This window comes from Streptomyces sp. NPDC026092, from assembly GCF_040638605.1.
In the GTDB taxonomy this organism is placed as follows: Bacteria; Actinomycetota; Actinomycetes; order Streptomycetales; family Streptomycetaceae; genus Streptomyces.
In genome coordinates this window covers 302,898-323,554 of sequence record NZ_JBEZYN010000005.1, presented here as the reverse complement: position 1 = coordinate 323,554, position 20,657 = coordinate 302,898, and the positions used below count along the sequence as shown (strand labels likewise).

Annotated in this window: 17 protein-coding genes and 1 tRNA gene; 9 read left to right on the top strand and 9 right to left on the bottom strand. The window is 72.3% G+C overall.

Annotated elements, in window-relative coordinates; genetic code table 11:
• A complete protein-coding gene (locus AB0F56_RS10905) occupies window positions 1-942 on the bottom strand; it encodes a ScbA/BarX family gamma-butyrolactone biosynthesis protein (RefSeq protein WP_362006757.1) in 942 nt (313 codons plus the stop codon).
• Window positions 943-1,064: 122 nt separating this feature from the next.
• On the opposite strand from AB0F56_RS10905, the gene AB0F56_RS10900 reads away from it, so the two are divergent.
• Both AB0F56_RS10900 and AB0F56_RS10895 read left to right on the top strand, forming a co-directional pair.
• The gene (locus AB0F56_RS10900) at window positions 1,065-1,691 is read left to right on the top strand and encodes a ScbR family autoregulator-binding transcription factor (protein WP_362006756.1); all 627 of its coding nucleotides are present in this window, start codon (window positions 1,065-1,067) and stop codon (window positions 1,689-1,691) included.
• Window positions 1,688-2,650 (top strand): NAD(P)-dependent oxidoreductase, encoded by a 963-nt coding sequence (locus tag AB0F56_RS10895; RefSeq protein WP_362006755.1) that lies wholly within the window; start codon window positions 1,688-1,690, stop codon window positions 2,648-2,650. The genes AB0F56_RS10900 and AB0F56_RS10895 overlap by 4 nt, the downstream gene beginning before the upstream one ends.
• A 147-nt stretch (window positions 2,651-2,797) precedes the next feature.
• Here the strand turns inward: AB0F56_RS10895 and AB0F56_RS10890 are convergent, their stop codons facing one another.
• From AB0F56_RS10890 to AB0F56_RS10880, 3 genes are read right to left on the bottom strand one after another with little or no spacing between them, the layout of a single operon-like run.
• Window positions 2,798-3,589 carry an ABC transporter permease gene (locus AB0F56_RS10890; protein ID WP_362006753.1) on the bottom strand — a complete coding sequence of 264 codons (792 nt, stop codon included), beginning with the start codon at window positions 3,587-3,589 and terminating at the stop codon, window positions 2,798-2,800.
• Complete coding sequence (locus tag AB0F56_RS10885; RefSeq protein WP_362006751.1) at window positions 3,586-4,545, bottom strand: ATP-binding cassette domain-containing protein; 960 nt, start codon at window positions 4,543-4,545, stop codon at window positions 3,586-3,588. The genes AB0F56_RS10890 and AB0F56_RS10885 overlap by 4 nt, the downstream gene beginning before the upstream one ends.
• A 40-nt stretch (window positions 4,546-4,585) precedes the next feature.
• The gene (locus AB0F56_RS10880; RefSeq protein WP_362006748.1) at window positions 4,586-5,257 is read right to left on the bottom strand and encodes a DUF4097 family beta strand repeat-containing protein; all 672 of its coding nucleotides are present in this window, start codon (window positions 5,255-5,257) and stop codon (window positions 4,586-4,588) included.
• 318 nt (window positions 5,258-5,575) lie between these two features.
• On the opposite strand from AB0F56_RS10880, the gene tsaD reads away from it, so the two are divergent.
• Entirely contained in the window at window positions 5,576-6,637 is a 1,062-nt protein-coding gene (tsaD, locus tag AB0F56_RS10875) for a tRNA (adenosine(37)-N6)-threonylcarbamoyltransferase complex transferase subunit TsaD (RefSeq protein ID WP_362006967.1), read from the top strand.
• A 12-nt stretch (window positions 6,638-6,649) separates the two neighbouring features.
• On the opposite strand, the gene AB0F56_RS10870 is transcribed toward tsaD, so the two are convergent.
• The 4 genes from AB0F56_RS10870 to AB0F56_RS10855 all read right to left on the bottom strand — a co-directional run bounded on the left by AB0F56_RS10870 (window position 6,650) and on the right by AB0F56_RS10855 (window position 10,686).
• The gene (locus AB0F56_RS10870; protein ID WP_362006745.1) at window positions 6,650-7,231 is read right to left on the bottom strand and encodes a CGNR zinc finger domain-containing protein; all 582 of its coding nucleotides are present in this window, start codon (window positions 7,229-7,231) and stop codon (window positions 6,650-6,652) included.
• Between the two features lie 132 nt (window positions 7,232-7,363).
• The gene (locus AB0F56_RS10865) at window positions 7,364-9,847 is read right to left on the bottom strand and encodes a bifunctional serine/threonine protein kinase/MFS transporter (RefSeq protein ID WP_362006743.1); all 2,484 of its coding nucleotides are present in this window, start codon (window positions 9,845-9,847) and stop codon (window positions 7,364-7,366) included.
• Window positions 9,848-9,910: 63 nt separating this feature from the next.
• Window positions 9,911-10,525 (bottom strand): phosphoribosylanthranilate isomerase, encoded by a 615-nt coding sequence (locus AB0F56_RS10860; protein WP_362006740.1) that lies wholly within the window; start codon window positions 10,523-10,525, stop codon window positions 9,911-9,913.
• A gap of 88 nt (window positions 10,526-10,613) precedes the next feature.
• Window positions 10,614-10,686 (bottom strand) — tRNA-Arg (locus AB0F56_RS10855).
• 302 nt (window positions 10,687-10,988) lie between these two features.
• Here AB0F56_RS10855 and AB0F56_RS10850 point away from each other — a divergent pair.
• From AB0F56_RS10850 to AB0F56_RS10835, 4 genes are all read left to right on the top strand, one after another.
• Window positions 10,989-12,590 (top strand): dynamin family protein, encoded by a 1,602-nt coding sequence (locus AB0F56_RS10850; protein WP_362006738.1) that lies wholly within the window; start codon window positions 10,989-10,991, stop codon window positions 12,588-12,590.
• A gap of 6 nt (window positions 12,591-12,596) precedes the next feature.
• Window positions 12,597-14,384, top strand: a complete 1,788-nt coding sequence (locus AB0F56_RS10845) for a GTPase (protein ID WP_362006736.1) — start codon at window positions 12,597-12,599, stop codon at window positions 14,382-14,384.
• Window positions 14,385-14,543: 159 nt separating this feature from the next.
• Entirely contained in the window at window positions 14,544-15,044 is a 501-nt protein-coding gene (locus AB0F56_RS10840; protein WP_362006733.1) for a single-stranded DNA-binding protein, read from the top strand.
• Window positions 15,045-15,323: 279 nt separating this feature from the next.
• Window positions 15,324-16,745: a Cys-Gln thioester bond-forming surface protein gene (locus AB0F56_RS10835; RefSeq protein ID WP_362006730.1), complete on the top strand. Its 1,422-nt coding sequence runs from the start codon at window positions 15,324-15,326 to the stop codon at window positions 16,743-16,745.
• Between the two features lie 109 nt (window positions 16,746-16,854).
• On the opposite strand, the gene AB0F56_RS10830 is transcribed toward AB0F56_RS10835, so the two are convergent.
• Window positions 16,855-17,649, bottom strand: coding sequence for an SDR family oxidoreductase (locus AB0F56_RS10830; RefSeq protein WP_362006728.1), 795 nt, complete (start codon window positions 17,647-17,649; stop codon window positions 16,855-16,857).
• A 118-nt stretch (window positions 17,650-17,767) separates the two neighbouring features.
• On the opposite strand from AB0F56_RS10830, the gene AB0F56_RS10825 reads away from it, so the two are divergent.
• Both AB0F56_RS10825 and ettA read left to right on the top strand, forming a co-directional pair.
• Complete coding sequence (locus tag AB0F56_RS10825) at window positions 17,768-18,802, top strand: RNA polymerase subunit sigma-70 (protein WP_362006725.1); 1,035 nt, start codon at window positions 17,768-17,770, stop codon at window positions 18,800-18,802.
• 188 nt (window positions 18,803-18,990) lie between these two features.
• Window positions 18,991-20,655, top strand: a complete 1,665-nt coding sequence (gene ettA / locus AB0F56_RS10820; protein ID WP_362006723.1) for an energy-dependent translational throttle protein EttA — start codon at window positions 18,991-18,993, stop codon at window positions 20,653-20,655.
• The last annotated feature ends 2 nt before the right edge of the window (window positions 20,656-20,657 follow it).

The window sequence follows — 20,657 nt, the reverse complement described above, 5'->3', positions numbered from 1 at the left end:
TCAGAGCTCGGTGGGCACCTCGGCCAGCGCGACGACCGAGGTGAAGATCTCCTCGCCGTTCTGCTGCGCCGTCACCAGCATCCACCGCCGCCCGTTGGGGTCGTCCGGCAGCGCCCTCGCGGTGATCCAGCACGGCGCGTCGAGCTCGGCGTACCGGGTGAAGTCGCAGCTCATGGCGGTGACCAGGGTCTGCCGCGGCTGGGCCGCAGCCTGCGCCGCCTGGCGCGCGGCCTCCAGGAGCAGCATGCCCGGGGCATGGTCCACGGGGTGGTCGAAGAGGACGGGGTGCGAGGTGTCCGTCCGCAGCTGCCAGCGCAGGGGGACGTCGGTGCAGGAGAGCACGACGTCCTGGAACCGGGTCCGGCCCGTCTCGTGCGTCGGGGACGGCGGCGGCAGCGGCAGCACGCGCGCGTTGGCGCTCGCGATGTCGGCGTACTGCCCGCGCAGCCGCTCGTAGACCGCACGGTCCTGGATGGTGAACCGGGTCCGGGCCGTGGCGAGCCGGCGCCCCGCGCGCGTGGCCTCCACGGCGAGGGTGAGGGCGGTCGCCCGCCCCTTGCGGTACTTCACGTCCGAGCAGGTGATGTGCAGTTCGACATGGGCGTCCCGGCCGTCGTCCCACAGCTCGTCCGGGTCGATGTCCCAGGCGAAGTCCTTCCACAGCAGCTGGTGTCCGAACGGGACGTCGTACGCGGCGTGGGAGAGCATCGGCAGGGTCTGACGCACGGTCTCCGTCAGGAACAGGGGGTCGTACCGGCCGTGTCGCGCCAGGTAGAAGGTGTGCTCGCGCGGCCAGCGGGCGGTGATGGTGAAGGTGTCGGCCCCGGTCCGGCACCAGCTCACGAGGAGCACTTCGGCCGGGTTGGTCTTGTGGGTGTACGACATCGGAACGGGCACGGGACCGGTGGTCGTCCGGTCCGGTGCGAGCTCTATCGGAGGCACAACAGTTCTCCCCTGACTGTTTCCAGATATTCGCGGACCTGCACACTGGTGTGGTGGCCGGCCGCTCACATAAGATAGTGGTCACTCTTTTTCTTTGTCGATGTATACGGGGTAAAGGCGCAGTGGCGGAACACAGGCAGGAACGGGCGGTCCGCACGCGGGAGTTGGTGCTCCGAGCTGCGGCGGAGGTGTTCGACGAGGCCGGATACCTCGGCGCGAGCATCACCAAGATCCTCGATCGGGCGGGTGTCACGGCGGGCGCCGTGTACTTCCATTTCCGGTCGAAGGAGGGACTGGCCCGTGCGGTCATCCTGGAGCAGGCGGCCGATCTGAAGTTCCCCGAGGGGGAGGGCGGCCTCCAGCAGCTCCTGGACATGACCGGCTACCTCGCCGTCGAGATGCAGACCAACACCCTGCTGCGGGCCGGTGTCCGGCTCGCGGTCGAGCAGGGCGTGGTCGGTCCGCAGGAGTACCAGATCTACGAGTGGTGGGCCGACCACTTCCACCAGGAGTTCGTCCGCGCCCGGGAGATGGGCCAGCTGCTCGACGGCGTGGACGTGGCCGCCTTCTCGCAGCTCCTCGTCGCCGCCTACACCGGTACGCAGGTCATGTCCCAACTCGCCACCGGCCGCGCCGACCTGCCCCGGCGGATCGGCGACATGTGGCGATGTCTGCTCCCCGCCCTCGCCCCCGCCGAGGTCGTCGCCGGGCTGCGCCTCCCCGCCGACGACACCGTGGGCGCTTCGTGAGCGCACTGCGTGTCGTTCTGACCGGGGCGACCGGCTTCGTCGGTTCCCGCGTGCTGCACGCCCTGACCTCGACCGCGCACGACACCGGCCGGACGCTCTCCGTCCGGGCGCTCGGCCGCTCCGCCACCGCCCCCGACTCCGCCCCGCCGGGCGTGACATGGGTGTCCGTGGACCTGACCGACCGGGCCTCGCTGCGGAAGGCGGCGAGCGGCGCGGACGTCCTGATCCACCTCGCCTCCCGGATCTCCGGTGACGACGCCCAGTGCGCCGCGGTCAACGTCGAGGGCACCACGGCCCTCGTCGAGGAGGCCGTCCACCGGGGTGTGGACCGCATCGTCCACCTCTCCACCGCCGCGGTCTACGGACCGGGCCCGCACCGCGGCATCGCGGTGAACGAGATCGCCCCCGCCCCCGTGTCGCCCGCCAGCCGCACCCGTCTGGCCGGCGAGACCCCGGTCCTCGCGGCGGGCGGAACGGTCCTGCGCCCGGGCCTCGTTCTGGGCGCAGGCGACCGCTGGGTGGTGCCCGCCCTCGCGGAGCTGCTCGCCCGCGTCCCGGCTCGCTGGGACGGCGGCCGCGCCCTGCTCTCCGTCGTGGACGTGGACGACCTCGCGCGCCTGATCGCCGGCCTGGCCACGTCGCCGGCGGCCCCGCCGCCCGGCGTCCACCACGCGAGCCACCCGGTCCCGGTGAGCAACGGCGACCTGATGGCGGAACTGGCCGCGCTCGACGTCCTGCCGAAGGTCGAGGACGGGGCCGACTGGTCCTGGGACGCGTGCCTCGACCGGCTCCGTACCGTGCCCGGCCGGACGAGCGAGCGCCAGTTCGGGCTGCTGGCCCAGGACCACTGGTACGCGAGCGAGTCCATCTGGCCCGCCGCCTCCTGCCCCCCGGGCCCCGGCCCCCTGGCCCGGCTGGCCGCGGCGGCCCCCTGGTACCGCTCGTTCCTGGCGGGCTGACGGGCGCCCGGTTCGACCGGGCACGACACGAAGCGGACGGGTCACGACGACACGAAGAGGGCGGCGTACTCCGACGGTTGGTCGGTGTACGCCGCCCTGGGTCGGCAAGGGGGTCGTCGCGGGATCTGGCCCGCGTGGTCACGGCGACTACTTCGGGTCGTCGTTGAACTTCGAGGTGGACCAGAAGTAGCCGAGGACCGCGAGACCCACGCACCAGGCCACCGCGAGCCAGCCGTTGTGGCCGATCTCGGTGCCGAGCAGCAGACCGCGCAGGGTCTCGATGGCCGGCGTGAAGGGCTGGTACTCGGCGATGGGCTGGAACCAGCCCGGCATCGAGGAGAGCGGGACGAAGGCGCTGGACAGCAGGGGCAGCAGGATCAGCGGCAGCGCGTTGTTGCTGGCGGCCTCCGCGTTCGGGCTGATGAGGCCCATGCCGACGGCGATCCAGGTGAGCGCCAGGGCGAAGAGCACGAGCAGACCGAAGGCGGCGAACCACTCGAGGACGGTGGCGTCGGTGGAGCGGAAGCCGATGGCCACGCCCACCGCGCCGACGAGGACGACGCTCACGACGGACTGGAGCACGCTGCCGACGACGTGTCCGACGAGCACCGAACCGCGGTGGATCGCCATCGTGCGGAAGCGGGCGATGATGCCCTCGGTCATGTCGTTGGAGACGGAGACCGCCGTACCGATCGTGGTGCTGCCGATGGTCATCAGGAGCAGACCCGGGACGATGTAGGCGATGTACTTGGCACGGTCCGGCTCGCCGCCGCCGATGCCCACGCTCATCGTCTCGCCGAAGATGTAGACGAAGAGCAGCAGCAGCATGATCGGCGTGAGCAGCAGGTTCAGGGTGAGCGACGGGTAGCGCCGGGCGTGCAGCAGGTTCCGCCGCAGCATGGTGGAGGAGTCGCGCACGGCGAGGGAGAGGGAGCTCATCGGACTGTCTCCTTGGGCTGGTTGGGGATGTCGGCGGTGGCGGTCAGGGCGAAGAAGACGTCGTCGAGGTCGGGCGTGTGCACGGTCAGCTCGTCGGCCTCGATGCCGACCGCGTCCAAGCGGTCGAGGACGGAGCGCAGTTCGCGCTGGCTGCCGTCGCTGGGGAGCTGCAGCGCGAGGGCCTCGTCGTCGCGGGTGGCGTCGGCGCCGAGAGCGGCGCCGGCGGCCTGGTACGCGGCCGGGTCGGAGAACCGGAGCCGTACGTGCCCGCCCGGGACGATCCGCTTGAGCTCCTCCGCGGTCCCCTCGGCGGCGATCTTCCCGCCGTGGAGCACGGCGATGCGGTCGGCGAGTTCGTCGGCCTCCTCCAGGTACTGCGTGGTGAGGAAGACGGTGACGCCGTCGGAGACGAGCTCGCGGATGATCTGCCACATGTTGTGGCGGCTGCGCGGGTCGAGGCCGGTGGTCGGTTCGTCGAGGAAGATGATCCGCGGGTCGCCGACCAGCGTCATGGCGATGTCGAGGCGGCGCTTCATGCCGCCGGAGTAGGTGGAGGCGGGCTTCTTCGCGGCCTCCACGAGGTCGAAGCGCTCCAGGAGTTCGGCCGCGACCCGCCGTCCCTCCCGCTTGGAGAGGTGGTTCAGGTCCGCCATGAGGAGCATGTTCTCCTCGCCGGTGATCAGACCGTCGACGGCGGAGAACTGCCCGGTGACTCCGATCGCGGCACGTACGGCCTGCGGGGCGGTGGCCAGGTCGTGGCCGGCGACGCGGATCTCGCCCTGGTCGGCGGAGACGAGCGTGGAGAGGATCTTCACGGCGGTGGTCTTGCCGGCGCCGTTCGGGCCGAGCAGCGCGAACACGGACCCGGTGGGGATGTGCAGGTCGATTCCGTCGAGGACGGTCTTGTCACCGTAGGACTTGCGCAGTCCGGTCGCCGTGATGGCGAGGTCGTTCATGGGTGGTCACTCCTTGGGGAGGCGGGAGGGGCGAGGGTGCTCAGAGGCTGCGGGCCGTGATGTCGCCGAGGGCGGTGGTCGCGTGGATGGTCAGCTCGGCGGCGGCGCCGCCGGAGTTCTGGAGCGCGTTGTGGATCCGGCCGTGGGCGGTGCCGGCGTCCAGGGAGGCGGAGACGCCGCGGGCGGCGCCGACGGTGATGGAGCCGGCCTCGGTGCGCAGGGTGACCGTGCCGCGCACGGCCTCGGCGACGCGGAGGTCGCCCTGCTGGGTGCTGATCTCGGCGGAGCCGCCCAGGCGGGCCACCGAGACGTCGCCGGCCTGGAGGACGAGGCGGGCGTCCGCGGTCTCGTCGAGCTCGACCGTGGACTGCCGGCCCTCGAACGCGACCTCGCCGAGCCGCCCGGTGGAGCGGAACTCCCCGGCGGCCGCCTTCGCCTCGACCCGCGAGCCGGCCGGCAGCTGGACGGTCACCTCGATGGAGCCGCTGTTGCCGAGCACCCGGTTCTTCGCCTCGGGGACCTCGACCCGCAGGACACCGTCGGCGAAGGCGACCTCGGTGACCTCCGCGGCCTTCACGTCGCGGCTCTTGGCGGGGTCGGCGGGCCGGACCTCGACCGTGGTGTCGACCCGGTCGGCGGCGACGAGCCGGATGACGCCCGCGGGGATGTCGAGGACGGCGGTGACGGGGGCGGGGGTCTTGAACGTCTGCATGGTTCTCTCCTTGACTTCGTTGCTTGACCTCGTTGTTTCTGATGGATGAAACACTACGTTGCGTTCGAGGGTCTGGCAACGAGCCTGTTGCGCAAGAAACCAGTAATCGCAGGTAGTTGCGGCAATTTCGTTGCAACGGGATTGATTGCAATGCAACGGTGAGCTCTCATTGCGTTGCAATGGAATGAGATTGAACGCCATGAGGGCAACGAGAAGGCCCTCTTGGAGGGGAGGGCCGGGCGTTCTTGTTGCACATATATTGCAAGTGCGTTTGTGGTGCAGTTCGTGTGCAGAAGGAGGGGCGCAGTGGGCGGACCGGTGGTGCTCGGGATCGAGTCGTCGTGCGACGAGACCGGTGCGGGGATCGTGCGGGACGGGAAGCTCCTCGCGCACGTGGTGGCGTCGAGCATGGACGAGCACGCCCGCTTCGGCGGCGTCGTGCCGGAGATCGCCGCCCGGGCGCACCTCCAGGCGTTCAACCCGGTCGTGCGACAGGCCCTGGACCAGGCGGGGTTGCGCCTCGGCCAGGTCGACGCGGTCGCCGTCACGACCGGCCCCGGGCTCTCCGGCGCCCTCCAAGTGGGCCTCGCCGGGGCCAAGTCGCTCGCGTACGCGGCGGGGGTCCCGCTCTACGGAGTGCACCACCTTGCCGGGCACGTCGCCGCCGACACCCTGGAGCACGGCCCGCTGCCCTCGCCCTGCGTGGTCCTGATCGTCTCCGGCGGCCATACCTCCCTGCTGCTCGTACGGGACCTGGTGCGCGAGCCGATCCTGCACCTCGGCGACACCCTCGACGACGCCGCCGGCGAGTGCTTCGACAAGGTCGCCCGCATCCTCGGCCTGCCCTACCCCGGCGGGCCCGCCATCGACCGGGCCGCACGGGACGGCGACCCGCGCGCCGTCTACTTCCCCCGGCCGCTGACCCGGCCCGGGGACGCCCCGTACGCCTTCTCCTTCTCCGGCCTCAAGACCGCCGCCGCCCGCTGGGTCGAGAAGCATCGCCTCCAGGGCCGGGACGTTCCGGTCGCCGACGGCGCCGCCGCCCTCCAGGAGGCCGTCGCCGACGTGCTGACCCGCAAGGCGCTCGCGGCCTGCGAGGCGTACGACGTGAGGACGCTGATCGTGGTCGGCGGCGTCGCGGCGAACTCGCGCGTGCGGGACCTCGCCGAACAGCGGTGCGCCGCCGCCGGGGTGGAGCTGCGCGTGCCGCCGATGACGCTGTGCACCGACAACGGCGCCATGATCGCGGCCGTCGGCGACCTCCTCGTACGCTCCGGCGCCGAACCCGCGCCCCTGGACGTGTCGATCGACCCGTCCGCACCCCTGGAGTACGCCTCCCTCACCCCGCTGCCCACGCCCTCGGCGAGAGCCGCTTCGTGACCGCCCGGTCCGTCAGGCCCCGCTGACCGCGGCGCCCTCCTGACGCTTGCGGGCCCGGTAGGCGGCCACGTTGGCGCGTGTGGCGCAGCGGTCGGAGCAGTAGCGGCGGGAGCGGTTGGTGGAGGTGTCGAGGTAGGCGTTGCGACAGGGCGCCGCCTCGCAGAGCCCGAGCCGACCGGGCCCGTACGCCGTGAGGTGGAAGGCGAGCCCCATGGCGCAGAGCGCCGCGTACCCGGTGGTGGCGTTGGACGAGTGGTCGGCGAGGTGCATGTGCCAGCGGGGCCGGCCCTCGTCGTCGAGATGGTCGTGGCCGGAGATCTGCGGGGAGACCGGGAACTCCAGGAGGAGGGAGTTGAGCAGATCGACGGTCCCGGTGTGGTCCCCCGTGTCGGCGGCGACGAACACGGCCCGCAGCCGCGCCCGGACGGCCCGGAACCGGGTCAGGTCGGCGTCGGTGACCCGCCGGGCCATCTGCGTGGCGGGCCCGAAGAGCTCCTTGACCACGTCGACGGAGCTGAGCGCGTCCTGACCCTTCGCCGGCACCTCGGTGTTGACGAGGCGCACGGCGTACTCCGCGTACTCGGCCAGTTCCACTCGTCGTCCTTCGTAGCCGTGATCCGTAAGCAACTTGGTAAGGAGGAGGGTATTACGGACGTGGGACGGGGGGCGTCCGCCCAGTGGCGGGCGCCGCCACGGGGCTGTCGGCCCCCCTTCGGACTTGCTCGCTCAGCGGACGGCGTTCGTCGGGGTCGTTCTGAGCGTCGTGCCGGCGAGCAGGGCGGCCAGGAGTAGGGCGCCGGTGGCCCACCACAGGGCGATGTCGTGGGCGTGCTGCGTATGGGACGCCCAGTCCTCGTCGCCGCTCCCCACCGCGGAGAAGGCGGTGACGGCCAGCGCCGAGGCGGTCACGTCGCCCAGATGCTGGGGCAGGGTGACGGCCACCGCGCTCCTCCCCGCGTGCCCGGGCACGGCGACGCCGGCCACCTCGACGAGCAGCGGCGCGAGGCCGAGGCCCATGCCGAAGCCGGTCAGCAGCAGGCCGGGCAGGACGTCGGAGTAGCCGTCGTCGAGGCCGACCCGGGCCTGCAGGACCGTCCCGAGCGCCGCGATCACCAGACCCGCCGCGACCGGCACGCGCGTCGGAAGGCGGCGCACCAGGACGGGGGCCGCCACGAGGGCGCCGAGCGCCGTCGCGGCGAGCAGGGGCAGCAAGGCGCTCCCGATCGCGACCCGGGAGAGGCCGACGACGGCCTGGAGGTGCCAGATCACGGCCCACGTCCCCGCCAGGACACCGACGCCGGCCAGGACCAGGGCGAGGAAGCCGCCGACACGGCCGGGGTCCCTGACGAGAGAGGGCGCGAGCTGGCTGTCCGCCCGGTCCTGCCAGAACACGAACAGCACGACGCCGAGGAGGCACGGGCCCAGGGTCAGCGGGGACGCCCAGCCGCGCGGGTCGTCGCCCAGGACGTCGAGCGTGAGGCCGAAGGTCAGCGCCACCACGCCGGCGGAGCCCAGCAGCAGGCCGGGCACGTCGAGGCGGGTACGGTGCGGCCCGTCGGCGGGGAGCGTGAGCGCGACGATCAGGGCGAGTCCGGCGAGGGGGACGCCGGCGTAGAGGGCCCAGCGCCAGGCCAGGGCCTCCACGAGGGGGCCGGCGCCGAGCAGGGTCACGGCCGAGCTGCCGCCGGCGATCGTGGCCCAGAGCCCGAAGGCCCTGCCGCGTTCCCGCGGGTCGCCGAGGCCCCCGGTCACCAGGGACAGCGAGGCCGACGTCAGCAGCGCGGCGAAGGCGCCCTGGAGGCCGCGCGCCGTGAGCAGCACGCCGCTTCCGGCGGCCAACCCGGCGAGGGCGCAGGCCGCCATGAAGCCGGTCAGGGCGATGACCGTCACCCGTCTGGGGCCGAGGGCGTCCGCAAGGTGCCCGCCGAGCAGCAGCAGGGCGCCGTAGGCGACGGCGTACACGCCGAGCAGGGGGCCGACGACGTCGAGGCCGAGGTCGCGCAGGATGTCCGACAGCGCCTCGTTGAACGCCGACGCCGCGAACAGCACCGCGAACTGGGCGAGTACGGCCACGGTCACATAGCGCCGGCGCACGGACCGCGGCACCGCCGGAGCGTCCGCGACCGGGTACGGCGTCGACGGCGTCCCGGTCGGCGCAGGCGTCGGCGGGCCGAACCCCTGCGCCGGTACGAAACCCGCCGGTGCGGTCGGCGCGTACGCGGGCGGTGACGGCACGGCCTCCGCGAGGTCGACGCGCGGGTCGGACGGAGGCCGCACGGGGTCGACCGCGTGGGGCGTCCGGGCCGCCTCCGTCGGGGCGTAGTCCAGCAGGCGGGCCGCGTGCCGTCCGAGCTGGGCGAGGACCGACCCCGGCAGCCACTCCTCGGTCCGGTCCGTCGCCGTCCGCTCGGCGATCTCGTGCGGCGTGGGCCGCCGGGCCGGGTCCTTCTCCAGGCATGCGCGTACGAGACCGACCAGCGATTCCGGCACGCCGGCCAGGTCCGGCTCCTCCTCGGCGATCCGGAAGAGGTGCGCGTTGAGACCGGTGTCCGTCGCGCCGAACAGGAGCCGTCCGGTCGTCGCGTACACCAGGACCGCACCGAGGCAGAACACGTCGCTGGCGGGGGTGAGTTCGAGGCCGCGGACCTGCTCGGGCGACATGAAGCCGGGCGAGCCGATCAGCATGCCGGTGCGGGTGTGCAGGCTGTCCCCGCCGAGGCTGTCCATGGCCCGCGCGATGCCGAAGTCGATCACGCGGGGGCCGTCGACGGTGACGAGCACGTTGGACGGTTTGAGGTCGCGGTGGATCAGGCCCGCGTCGTGCACCGCCCGCAGGGCCAGCGCGAGGCGGTTGGCGAGGACGCGCGCCGAGTGCTCGGGCAGCGGCCCGTGGTCCCGCGCGACCACCGAGGTGAGGTCGGGGCCCGGGATGTACTGGGTCGCCACCCAGGGGATCGTGGCCTCGGGGTCGGCGTCGAGCACGGCGGCGGTCCAGTCCCCGCCGACCCGCCGTGCGGCGGCCACCTCGCGGGCGAAGCGTCTGCGGAACTCGGGGTGCCCGGCGTGCTCGGCCTGCACCACCTTCACGGCCACGGTGCGGCCGCCCTCGGAGCGCCCGAGGTAGACCAGGCCCATCCCGCCCGCGCCCAGCCGGGCGATCAGGCGATAGGCGCCGATGTGGCTGGGGTCTTCAGCGGTCAACTGATCCACATCGGGCAAGATAGCTCAACTCCCCATGTGGCCCGGGGCGATTGAGGAAAGGCCACTACCCCTTCACGCGGACCGCGGGCCCCGGGCCGCCGCCAGGAAGGCGCGGATCAGCTCCGGGTCCTTCACCCCGCGGCTGGACTCGATGCCGCTGGAGACGTCGACGCCCCAGGGGCGGGCGGTGCGGGCGGCCGCGGCGACGTTCCCGGGGGTGAGGCCGCCGGCGAGCAGCCAGCGGACCCCGGGCCCGGGGAGCCGCTTGCCGGTGAGGTCCCAGGTCTCGCCCGCGCCCGGGACGGGGGCGTCGAGGAGCAGCACGTCCTCGCCGCGCTCACCGAAGGCGGGGGCCTCGTCGCGCACGGACGCCGCGCGGATGAAGGTCCGCCCGCTGGGCAGGACGGCGCGCAGGGCGTCGAAGTACGCGAGGTCCTCGTGCCCGTGCAGCTGGACGGCGCGCACACCGGTGGCGTCGGCGAGGGCGCGTACCTCGTCGAGCGGCTGGTCCCGGAAGACGCCGACGGTCAGGACGCCGTCCGGCACGCGGGCGGCGAGCCGGGCGGCCGCGTCGGGGTCGATACGGCGCGGGCTCTCGGCGAAGACGAACCCGATGGCATCGGCACCGGCCTCGACGGCGACCTCCACGTCGCACTCGGTGCGCAGCCCACAGACTTTGACGAACATGCCGGCCACTGTACGCAGCCGCCGTGCCCACCCAGAACCGGCCATGACCAGCAAAAAAGACCCTCCAGGAGGAGGGTCTGTGGTGGAGCGCCCCCGGCAGGACTCGAACCTGCGGCCAAGTGCTTAGAAGGCACCTGCTCTATCCACTGAGCTACGGGGGCCGGGTGGTGGGTCGGTGGCCGGGAGCCCCTGGTGGGTGGGGCTTGGCCGGTCGGGTCAAGGATAGGGCTCCGATCCCCTTGGCCCGGTTGCTTCACCTGCGTGCCACGATGTGGAGGTTCGGTGAAGCGGAACGATAATCGCAGGCAGGTGCGATTCCCGCAGTGTTTTTCACGCCACTCGGCCCGGGTGTTGTGCACTCGTTATGCCTGAGGCTCCCGTCATCCTGCGTTCCGTCGGCGCGCAGGGCCCTTATACGCTTCAAAAAGGCTCCAAAATTGGGCATTCTTCGCATGTGGTGACCTTGGACGAACGGCCTCAGCTGATCGACGCACTCTCCGCCCTGCGCGACTGTGTCGCCGCCGTGCGTCTCCCACTCCCCCTCCCAGGCGCCCCACGCGCCCGCCAGAGCCGGGCCGAGCTGCTCGCCCAGCTCGACGACTATCTGGTGCCCCGGCTGAAGGACCCCCACGCCCCCCTCCTCGCCGTCGTCGGCGGGTCCACCGGGGCCGGGAAGTCCACGCTCGTCAACTCCCTTGTGGGGCGGCGCGTCAGCGAGGCCGGAGTGCTCCGGCCCACGACACGTACGCCCGTGCTCGTCTGCCACCCCGACGACCACCACTGGTTCGCCGGCATGCGCGTCCTGCCCCAGCTCACCCGCGTCTGGCTGCCCCAGGAGGAGGAGGCCGGCGACGAGCCCCCGGAGGAGAACGCGCTCCGCGTCGAGACCTCCTCCGCCCTCGTCCCCGGGCTCGCCCTGCTCGACGCCCCCGACATCGACTCCCTCGTCGTCGAGAACCGGCTGCTCGCCGCCGAGTTGATGTGCGCCGCCGACATCTGGGTCATGGTCACGACCGCCTCCCGGTACGCCGACGCCGTCCCCTGGCACCTGCTCCGTACCGCCAAGGAGTACGACGCCATGCTCGTCACCGTCCTCGACCGCGTACCGCACCAGATCATCGGCGAGGTCTCCCGGCAGTACGAGGCCCTGCTCGACAAGGCCGGGCTCGGAGAAGTGCCCCGGTTCACCATCCCCGAGCTGCCCGAGTCCGCGGGCGGCGGCAGCGGGCTGCTGCCCGACAACGCCGTCGCCCCGCTCCGCGCCTGGCTCGCCCACCGGGCCCAGGACCCCGCCGCCCGCCAGCAGGCCGTCGGCCGGACCGCCACGGGCGTCATCGACTCCCTCGACTCCCGGATGCCCGAACTCGCCGCGGCGGTCGCCGCCCAGTACGCCGCCGCCGTCCGGCTCGGCGGCGCCGTCGAGGGGGCGTACGCGGAGCAGCGCGAGCGCGTCCGGCAGCAGCTCGGCCGCGGCGCCGTCCTCGCCGGCGACGCCCGCACCCGCTGGCGCGGCTACCCCCGCGACAGCTCCGCCGGCGAACTGCTCGACGCCCTCGTCGAGTCGCTCGCCGCCCTGCTCCAGTGCGCGGCGGCCGCCGCCGACGAGCGCGTACGGGACGCCTGGCGCCGCGAACCCGCCGCGGCCGCCCTCGGCACCGCCCACACCGCCCCCGACCGGGAGGCGGCCGAGCGGATCGACATGACCGTACGGCGCTGGCGGCGCGAACTCGACGAGCTGGCCGAGGAGGAGCTGCGCACCACCGAGCGGCCGGGCACCGCCCGCACCGCCGCGCCCGACGCCGACACCGTCGCCGCCCTGCTCGCCGCCGCCCTCCTCGGCGGCCGCCGCACCCGCAGCGCCGGCGAGCGCCTCGCCGAACTCCTCGGTGCCCAGGCCGCCCTGCGCCTGCGCGACAAGGGCGGCGCGCTGGTCATGACGTACCTCGACCGCGCGCTGCACACCGAACGCGACCGGCGGCTCGCCCCCCTCGACGCCCTCGACGTGACCCCCGAGCCGCAGGCGGAACTGATCGCCGCGCTCTCCGTACTGCAGAAGGAGAAGTGAGGACCGGTGAGCAGTAGCACGGTGGACGATCGTTGGGACGACGGGCTGATCGCGCGGAGGGCGGCCGAGCGGGACGGCGTACACATCCCTGAGGACGCCCCCGACGACCCTGCGGAGGACAGCCTTCCAGCCCTCGGCGGGCAGTACGGAGGCCCTCTGCGTACCCGCCTCGACGCCCTGCACGAACTCGTCGGCCTCTCCCGTACGCGCCTGGCGAACGACACGCTCGCGGAGGCCGGACGCGTACTCGACGAGGCCGCCGCCCGCCAGCGGCTCTCCGCCCGGCACACCGTCGTCGCGATCGCCGGACCCACCGGCAGCGGCAAGTCGACGCTCTTCAACGCCCTCGCCGGCGTCCCCGTCTCCGAGACCGGGCTCCGCCGCCCCACCACCTCCGCGCCCATCGCGCTCAGCTGGTCCGAGGGTTCCGCCGGACTCCTCGACCGCCTCGCCGTCCCCGGCCGGCTCCGCCGCCGCCCCCTCGCGGGCGGGGCCGCCGACGAGGACCTCCAGGGCCTCGTCCTGATCGACCTGCCCGACCACGACTCGGCCGTCACCGGCCACCGCGACCAGGTGGACCGCGTCCTGGGCCTGGTCGACGCCGTGATCTGGGTCGTGGACCCGGAGAAGTACGCCGACGCCGCGCTCCACGAGCGCTATCTGCGGCCGCTCGCCGGCCACGCCGAGGTCACCTTCGTGGTCCTCAACCAGATCGACCGGCTGGGCGGCGAGTCCGCCGACCTCGTCCTGGACGACCTGCGCCGCCTCCTCGACGAGGACGGCATGGCCCTCGGCGAACACGGCGAACCCGGCGCCACCGTCCTCGCCCTCTCCGCCCTCACCGGCGAGGGCGTCGGCGAACTGCGCGAACTCCTCGGCGGGTTCGTCCAGGAACGCACCGCCCCCGCACTCCGCCTCTCGGCCGACGTCGACGCGGCGGCGTCCCGGCTGCGCACGGCGTACGTCTCCGACGGCCAGACCGGCCTGGGGGAGCGGGCCCGGGAGGACTTCGCGGCCCGGCTCGCCGTCGCCGTCGGCGCCACCGCGGCGGGCGAGGCCGCCGAACGCGTCTGGCGCAGGGGTGCCATCCGCGCCTGCGGCACGCCGTGGCTGCGCCTCTACCGCTGGTACGAACGGCTCCGCGCGCACGGCTCCACCGACCCCCGCCTCCAGGCGCCGCTCGAGGACGAACTCACCGCCCGGCAACGGGTGGAACAGGCCGTACGGGTCGTCGCCGACGACGCCTCGCGCGGGCTCCCGGCGCCCTGGGCGCAGGCGGTGCGCGAGGCGGCGGCCCGCGGCGCCGACGGGCTGCCGGAGGCGCTCGACGAACTCGCCACGACCATCGGCGACCCGGCCGCCCGGCCCCCGCGCCCGGCGTGGTGGCCGGCGGCGGTCCTGGCCCAGGTCCTGATGACGTTCCTGCAGATCTTCGGCGCGCTGTGGCTGGTCGGCCAGATCGTCGGCGTCGTGGAGCCCGGTCTGCTGCCGCCCGTCCTCATCATGCTCGGCGGCATCGCCGGCGGCCCGTTGGTGGAGTGGGCGTGCGCGGCTGCGGTGAAGGGGCCCGCCCGGCGGTACGGCCAGGAGGCCGAACGGAAGCTGCGCGAGGCGGCCGCCGCGTGCGGCCGGGCCCGCGTCCTGGACCCGATCGCGGCGGAGTTGATGCGGTACCGGGAGGTGCGCGACCAGTACGTGACGGTGTCGGGGACGCGCTCGGGGGCACGGATGGCGCGGCTCGGCGCGGTCGGGATGCGGTGGGGCGGTACGAGGCCGGGGGCGCGGCTGCGGTGAGCCTTTGCCCTCCGGGGTGACGGAGTTTTCCCCAACCCGCCCTCCCTCCACAGGCCTCGGCGCACTTCGGCGAACTGGTCCACCATGAAGGTCATGAAGGCCATGAACGTCATGGAGCGCACCGAAGCACTCTGAATGGCGCGAAACGGGGGGAACGGCATGAACGACACGATGGTGACGCTCGTCGGGAACGTGGCGACGAGCGTGGAGTACCGGGACACCGCCACGGGCGGGGTGGCCCGGTTCAGGTTCGCGGTGACCGCGCGCCGCTGGGACCGGGAGCGGGGCGCCTGGTCGGACGGAAACACCAGCTTCTACACGGTGTTCGCGTGGCGGGCGCTCGGCGCGAACCTCGCCGCGTCGGTCTCGGTGGGGGAGCCGCTGGTCGTGCACGGCCGGTTGCGGGTGCGGGAGGAGGAGGTCACGGGGGAGGACGGCGCCGGGGTGCCGGAGGGCCGGCGCAGGACGTTCGTGGACGTCGACGCGGTGGCGGTGGGCCACGATCTGACGCGCGGAACGGCGGCGTTCCGGCGGGTGGTGAAGGGCGAACCACGCGCGACGGAACGTCAAGGGAACGGAGCCGGGGGAGCGGTGGAGCGGGACCCCTGGGAGGCTCCGGACCCCTCGAGGACGGCCCAGGTGCTCGAACCCGTGCGATGAACGGGAGTTGTGAGGAGATTTGTCGACTCGGTGACCTGCGGATTCCCGTTCGGAGGGGCCAGGTCATAACGATTCTGAGTCGGTATGGTTATCAGCTCGTATGGGCGGGCACTCGGGGCTTCCCCGTCCCTAGGATTCCCAGGTACTCATACGGGACTTGAGTAAGCACTTGAGTCGACAGTGAGTCAACCGGGTCTGTGATTCTGCTGGCGATGCGCTCCCCCCACGTGTCATGTCATGACCGGATGGCACGGAGCAGCTCGCCCGGAGGGGAAATTCATGTTTTCTGTTCGGAGGCGCGGCGTTGCCCGCCTTGCCGCCGCGACCGTGGTCTCCGGCCTCGTCGCTGCGGGTGCGATAGCCGTAGCGGGACCGGCGGCGGCCGAGGACGGCGCTGACGGCACCGGCGGCGCGACCGCCACGCTGGGCAAGCTCACCGTCTTCGACACGGTCGAGATCAAGGGCAAGGGCGCGATCTCCGCCGGCCTGTTCCAGATGCAGGCGACCCCCGGCGGCACGCTGCAGACCTACTGCATCGACCTGTACACCGGCGCCAAGACGGGCCAGGAGTACAAGGAGGTCGGCTGGGACCAGTCGTCCCTGCACAACAACAAGAACGCGGGCAAGATCCGCTGGATCCTGCAGAACTCGTACCCGCAGGTGAACGACCTCAACGCCCTCGCGAAGAAGGTCGGCGCGAAGAACCTGACCGAGAAGACCGCCGCCGCTGCCACGCAGGCCGCGATCTGGCACTTCTCGGACAACGTCAACGCCAAGCCGGTCAACAAGGACGCCAAGAAGCTGACGGCGTACCTGGAGAAGGAGGCGGTGAACCTGGAGGAGCCCAAGGCCTCCCTCAGCCTCTCCCCGTCCTCCGTCGCCGGTAAGTCGGGCGAGCGCCTCGGCCCGATCACGGTCGACACCAACGCCGCCTCGGCCGCGGTCTCCCTCGCGCCGGGCGCCCCCGCGGGCGTCAAGCTGGTCGACAAGGACGGCAAGGTCGTCACCAACGTCGCCAAGGGCAGCCAGGTGTTCTTCGACATCCCGGCCGGCACCCCGGACGGCGCCGCGGAGCTCAAGGTCCAGGCCGACACGACCGTTCCGATCGGCCGTGCCTTCGTCTCCACCAAGGTCAAGAGCCAGACCCTGATCCTGGCCGGCACCAGCACCTCCAGCGTCACCGCCAAGGCCAACGCCACGTGGGCGAAGAAGGGCGCGATCCCGGCCGTCTCGGCCGAGAAGAACTGCGCCAAGGGCGGCCTGGACGTCACGGCCTCCAACGAGGGTGACGAGGACTTCAACTTCGAGGTCAAGGGCCAGAAGGTCACCATCGGCGCCGGCCAGTCGAAGACGGTCACGATCCCGCTCGCCGAGGACGAGGCCTACGACTTCACGATCACCGGCCCGAACGGCTTCGAGAAGAACTTCAAGGGCGTTCTCGACTGCAAGACGGCCACCCCGGGTCCGCTCCCGTCGGAGACCCCGTCGACCGAGCCGTCCGTCTCCCCCACGCCCACCGCGGGCACGGCCGGTGGCTCCACCACCGGTGAGACCACCGGCTCCACCACCGGTGGTGGCGACCTCGCCGAGACCGGTAGCTCCAACGCCACCCCGATGATCGCCGGCATCGCCGCGCTCCTCGTGGTTCTCGGCGGCGGCGCGGTCTTCTTCCTCCGCAAGAAGAAGACGGCCGGCCAGTAAGCACGGGTAGTACCCGCCAAGCACGGGTAGTACCCCGCCTCACGGCAGCCGACGGCCCCGGCGCGCACTCCGCGCGCCGGGGCCGTCGCGCGTCCGCACGCGGGTGGTCCTAGTCGTCCAGGCTGCCCATCGTCAGGTTGACGGTGGTCCCGGTCAGCCCGCTCGCGCGGTCGGAGGCCAGGAAGGCCGCCACGTGCGCCAGTTCGTCCAGGGACATGAGCCGTCGCGGGTGGGTCCGGGTCGCGAGAGCCTGCTGCCACTGCTCCCACGTCAGGCCCGAGGCCTCGGCGCGCGGTGCGAAGGCCTCGCGGATCGTGCGGGTCTCCGGCATGGCCTGGGGGCGCAGGCCGACGACGCGGACGCCGAGCGGGGCGAGTTCGGCGGACAGCGCGCGGGTGAGGGCTTCCTTCGCCGCCATCGCGGGGCCGTAACCGCCCACCAGGGGGATGCCGGTACGGGAATGGAGCGCGGTGACGGTCATGATCACCCCTGATCCCCGCTCGACCATCCGCCGTGCCGCGAGCCGCGCCGTCAGGAAGTACGCGCGCGTGTACGCCGCGATCGGCAGGGCGAAGCGCTCGGCGTCCAGGTCCGTCAGCGGGACGCCCAGGATCTCGGCGTTCGGGATGCCGACGGCGTCGAACGAGACGTCGATCCGCCCCGCCCGCTCGGTCACCGATCGCAGGTACCGGTCCACCGTCCCCTCGTCGAGTGCGTCCACCTCCGCCGCCACCGCCGACCCGCCGGCCGCGACGACATCCTCGGCGACGGCTTCGACGGGGCCCAGGCGGCGCCCGGCCAGGAAGAGCTCGGCGCCCTCCGCCGCGAACGTACGTGCGACGGCACCGCCGATCGCGCCCCCGGCCCCGTGAATGACGGCGACCTTGTCCTTGAGCAGCAACATCGCGACGACTCCTCTCCGTTTCATCCCTCCCGAAGAGACAGACACCGCGCCCGACACGAACCGGGCGCCCGGTTCGCCGCCCGACCGGTGTCCGTACAGGATGGAGGTGGTGGAGCCCATGACAGCCGACCCGACGACAACCGACCTGACCACAGCCGACCTCATCACCAGGGCGCGGGACGGCGACGGTGAGGCGTTCCGCGCGCTGACCGAGCCGCACCGCCGCGAGCTGCACGTGCACTGCTATCGGATGCTCGGCTCGCTCCAGGACGCCGAGGACGTCCTCCAGGACACGCTGCTGGCCGCTTGGCAGGGCCTCGGCGGCTTCGAGGGCCGCGCCTCGGTCCGTACCTGGCTCTACCGGATCGCCACCAACCGCTGCCTCAACGCGCGCCGCTCCGCGAACCGGCGCCGCGCCCGCGAGTGGGACATGCCGGGCGTCCCACCGCCCGAGCCCACCCGGCGCGGCGAGGTCCCCTGGCTGGAGCCCCTCCCCGACGCCCTCCTCGACGGGGCGACCGACACGCCGCTCGGCCCCGAGGCCCGCTACGAGCAGACGGAGTCCCTCTCCCTGGCGTTCGTCACCGCGCTCCAGACCCTCCCGCCCCGCCAGCTCGCCGTCCTCGTCCTGCGCGACGTCCTCGGATTCCACGCGGCCGAGGTCGCCGAGATGCTCGACGCGACCCCGGGCGCGGTCGACAGCGCCCTCAAACGCGCCCGCGCCACCCTGAAGCACCGCAGCGACGGGACGACACCCGCCCCCGGCAGCCCCTCCGAGCAGGCACTCGTGACCGCCTTCGTCCGCGCCTACGAATCCGGCGACCTGGACGCGCTGCTCGCCCTGCTCACCGACGACGTCCTCGTCTCCATGCCGCCGATCCCCCTCACGTACGCAGGCCGCCCCGCAGCGGCCCGCCTCTTCGCCACGATCTTCGACTCGGGCCGCCGGGTCGACCTGGTCCCGACCCGAGCCAACGGCCAGCCCGCCTTCGCCGCCTACCTCCGCACCCCCACCCACCCCGCCTCAGGCCTCTTCGTCCTCACACTCACAGCCACCCCCACCGGCGACCGCATCAGCGCCTTCACCCGCTTCGACGAGACCCTGCTCCCCCGGTTCGGCCTCCCACCCACACTCCCCGCCCACGGAACGTGACGCTGGACGAGGCTCTGGGGGCCGACGCAGGAGTGAGCGGTGGCTACCGACAGTGGGCGTTCCGCTACGCGAGCTGCCCCGGGAAGCGGCAGATCGGGGGAGCCGGGCAGTACTGGTTTCCATCACGGGGTGGCGGTCAGGCAAGATGGGGTGTATCTGCCCACTCACTCTTTGCCGGACGGTTTCTCTTGGCTGAGTACATCTACACGATGCGCAAGACGCGCAAGGCGCACGGCGACAAGGTCATCCTCGATGACGTGACGCTGAGCTTCCTGCCCGGTGCGAAGATCGGTGTGGTCGGCCCGAACGGTGCCGGTAAGTCCACCGTCCTCAAGATCATGGCCGGCCTCGAGCAGCCGTCCAACGGTGACGCGTTCCTGTCGCCCGGGTACAGCGTCGGCATGCTCCTCCAGGAGCCGCCGCTCGACGAGTCCAAGACCGTCCTCCAGAACGTCCAGGACGGCGCCGCCGAGATCATGGGGAAGCTTCACCGCTTCAACGAGGTCGCCGAGCTCATGGCGACCGACTACTCGGACGCGCTCATGGAGGAGATGGGCAAGCTCCAGGAGGACCTGGACCACGCCAACGCCTGGGACCTCGACGCGCAGCTCGAGCAGGCCATGGACGCGCTGGGCTGCCCGCCCGGCGACTGGCCGGTCGTCAACCTCTCCGGCGGCGAGAAGCGCCGCGTCGCGCTCTGCAAGCTCCTGCTCGAGGCGCCCGACCTGCTGCTCCTCGACGAGCCCACCAACCACCTGGACGCCGAGTCCGTGCAGTGGCTGGAGCAGCACCTCGCCAAGTACCCCGGCACCGTCGTCGCCGTCACCCACGACCGGTACTTCCTCGACAACGTGGCCCAGTGGATCCTGGAGCTCGACCGCGGTCGCGCCCACCCCTACGAGGGCAACTACTCCACCTACCTGGAGAACAAGGCGACCCGCCTCAAGGTCGAGGGCCAGAAGGACGCCAAGCGCGCCAAGCGCCTGAAGGAAGAGCTCGAGTGGGTGCGGTCGAACGCCAAGGGGCGTCAGGCCAAGTCCAAGGCCCGTCTCGCTCGCTACGAGGAGATGGCCGCCGAGGCCGACAAGATGCGGAAGCTGGACTTCGAGGAGATCCAGATCCCGCCGGGCCCGCGCCTGGGCTCCATCGTCGTCGAGGTCAACAACCTCTCCAAGGCCTTCGGCGACAAGGTCCTCATCGACGACCTCAGCTTCACCCTGCCGCGTAACGGCATCGTCGGTGTCATCGGCCCGAACGGCGCCGGCAAGACCACGCTCTTCAAGATGCTCCAGGGTCTGGAGACCCCGGACTCCGGCTCCGTCAAGGTCGGCGAGACCGTCAAGATCTCGTACGTCGACCAGAGCCGCGCCAACATCGACCCGAAGAAGACCCTGTGGGCCGTCGTCTCCGACGAGCTGGACTACATCAACGTGGGTCAGGTCGAGATGCCGTCGCGGGCGTACGTGTCCGCCTTCGGCTTCAAGGGGCCGGACCAGCAGAAGCCGGCCGGTGTGCTCTCCGGTGGTGAGCGCAACCGCCTCAACTTGGCGCTCACCCTCAAGCAGGGCGGCAACCTGCTGCTCCTCGACGAGCCGACCAACGACCTCGACGTCGAGACCCTGTCCTCGCTCGAGAACGCGCTGCTCGAGTTCCCCGGTGCGGCCGTGGTCATCTCCCACGACCGCTGGTTCCTCGACCGAGTCGCCACGCACATCCTCGCGTACGAGGGCGAGTCGAAGTGGTACTGGTTCGAGGGCAACTTCGAGTCCTACGAGAAGAACAAGATCGAGCGCCTCGGCCCGGACGCGGCCCGTCCGCACCGCGCGACGTACAAGAAGCTGACCCGAGGCTGAGC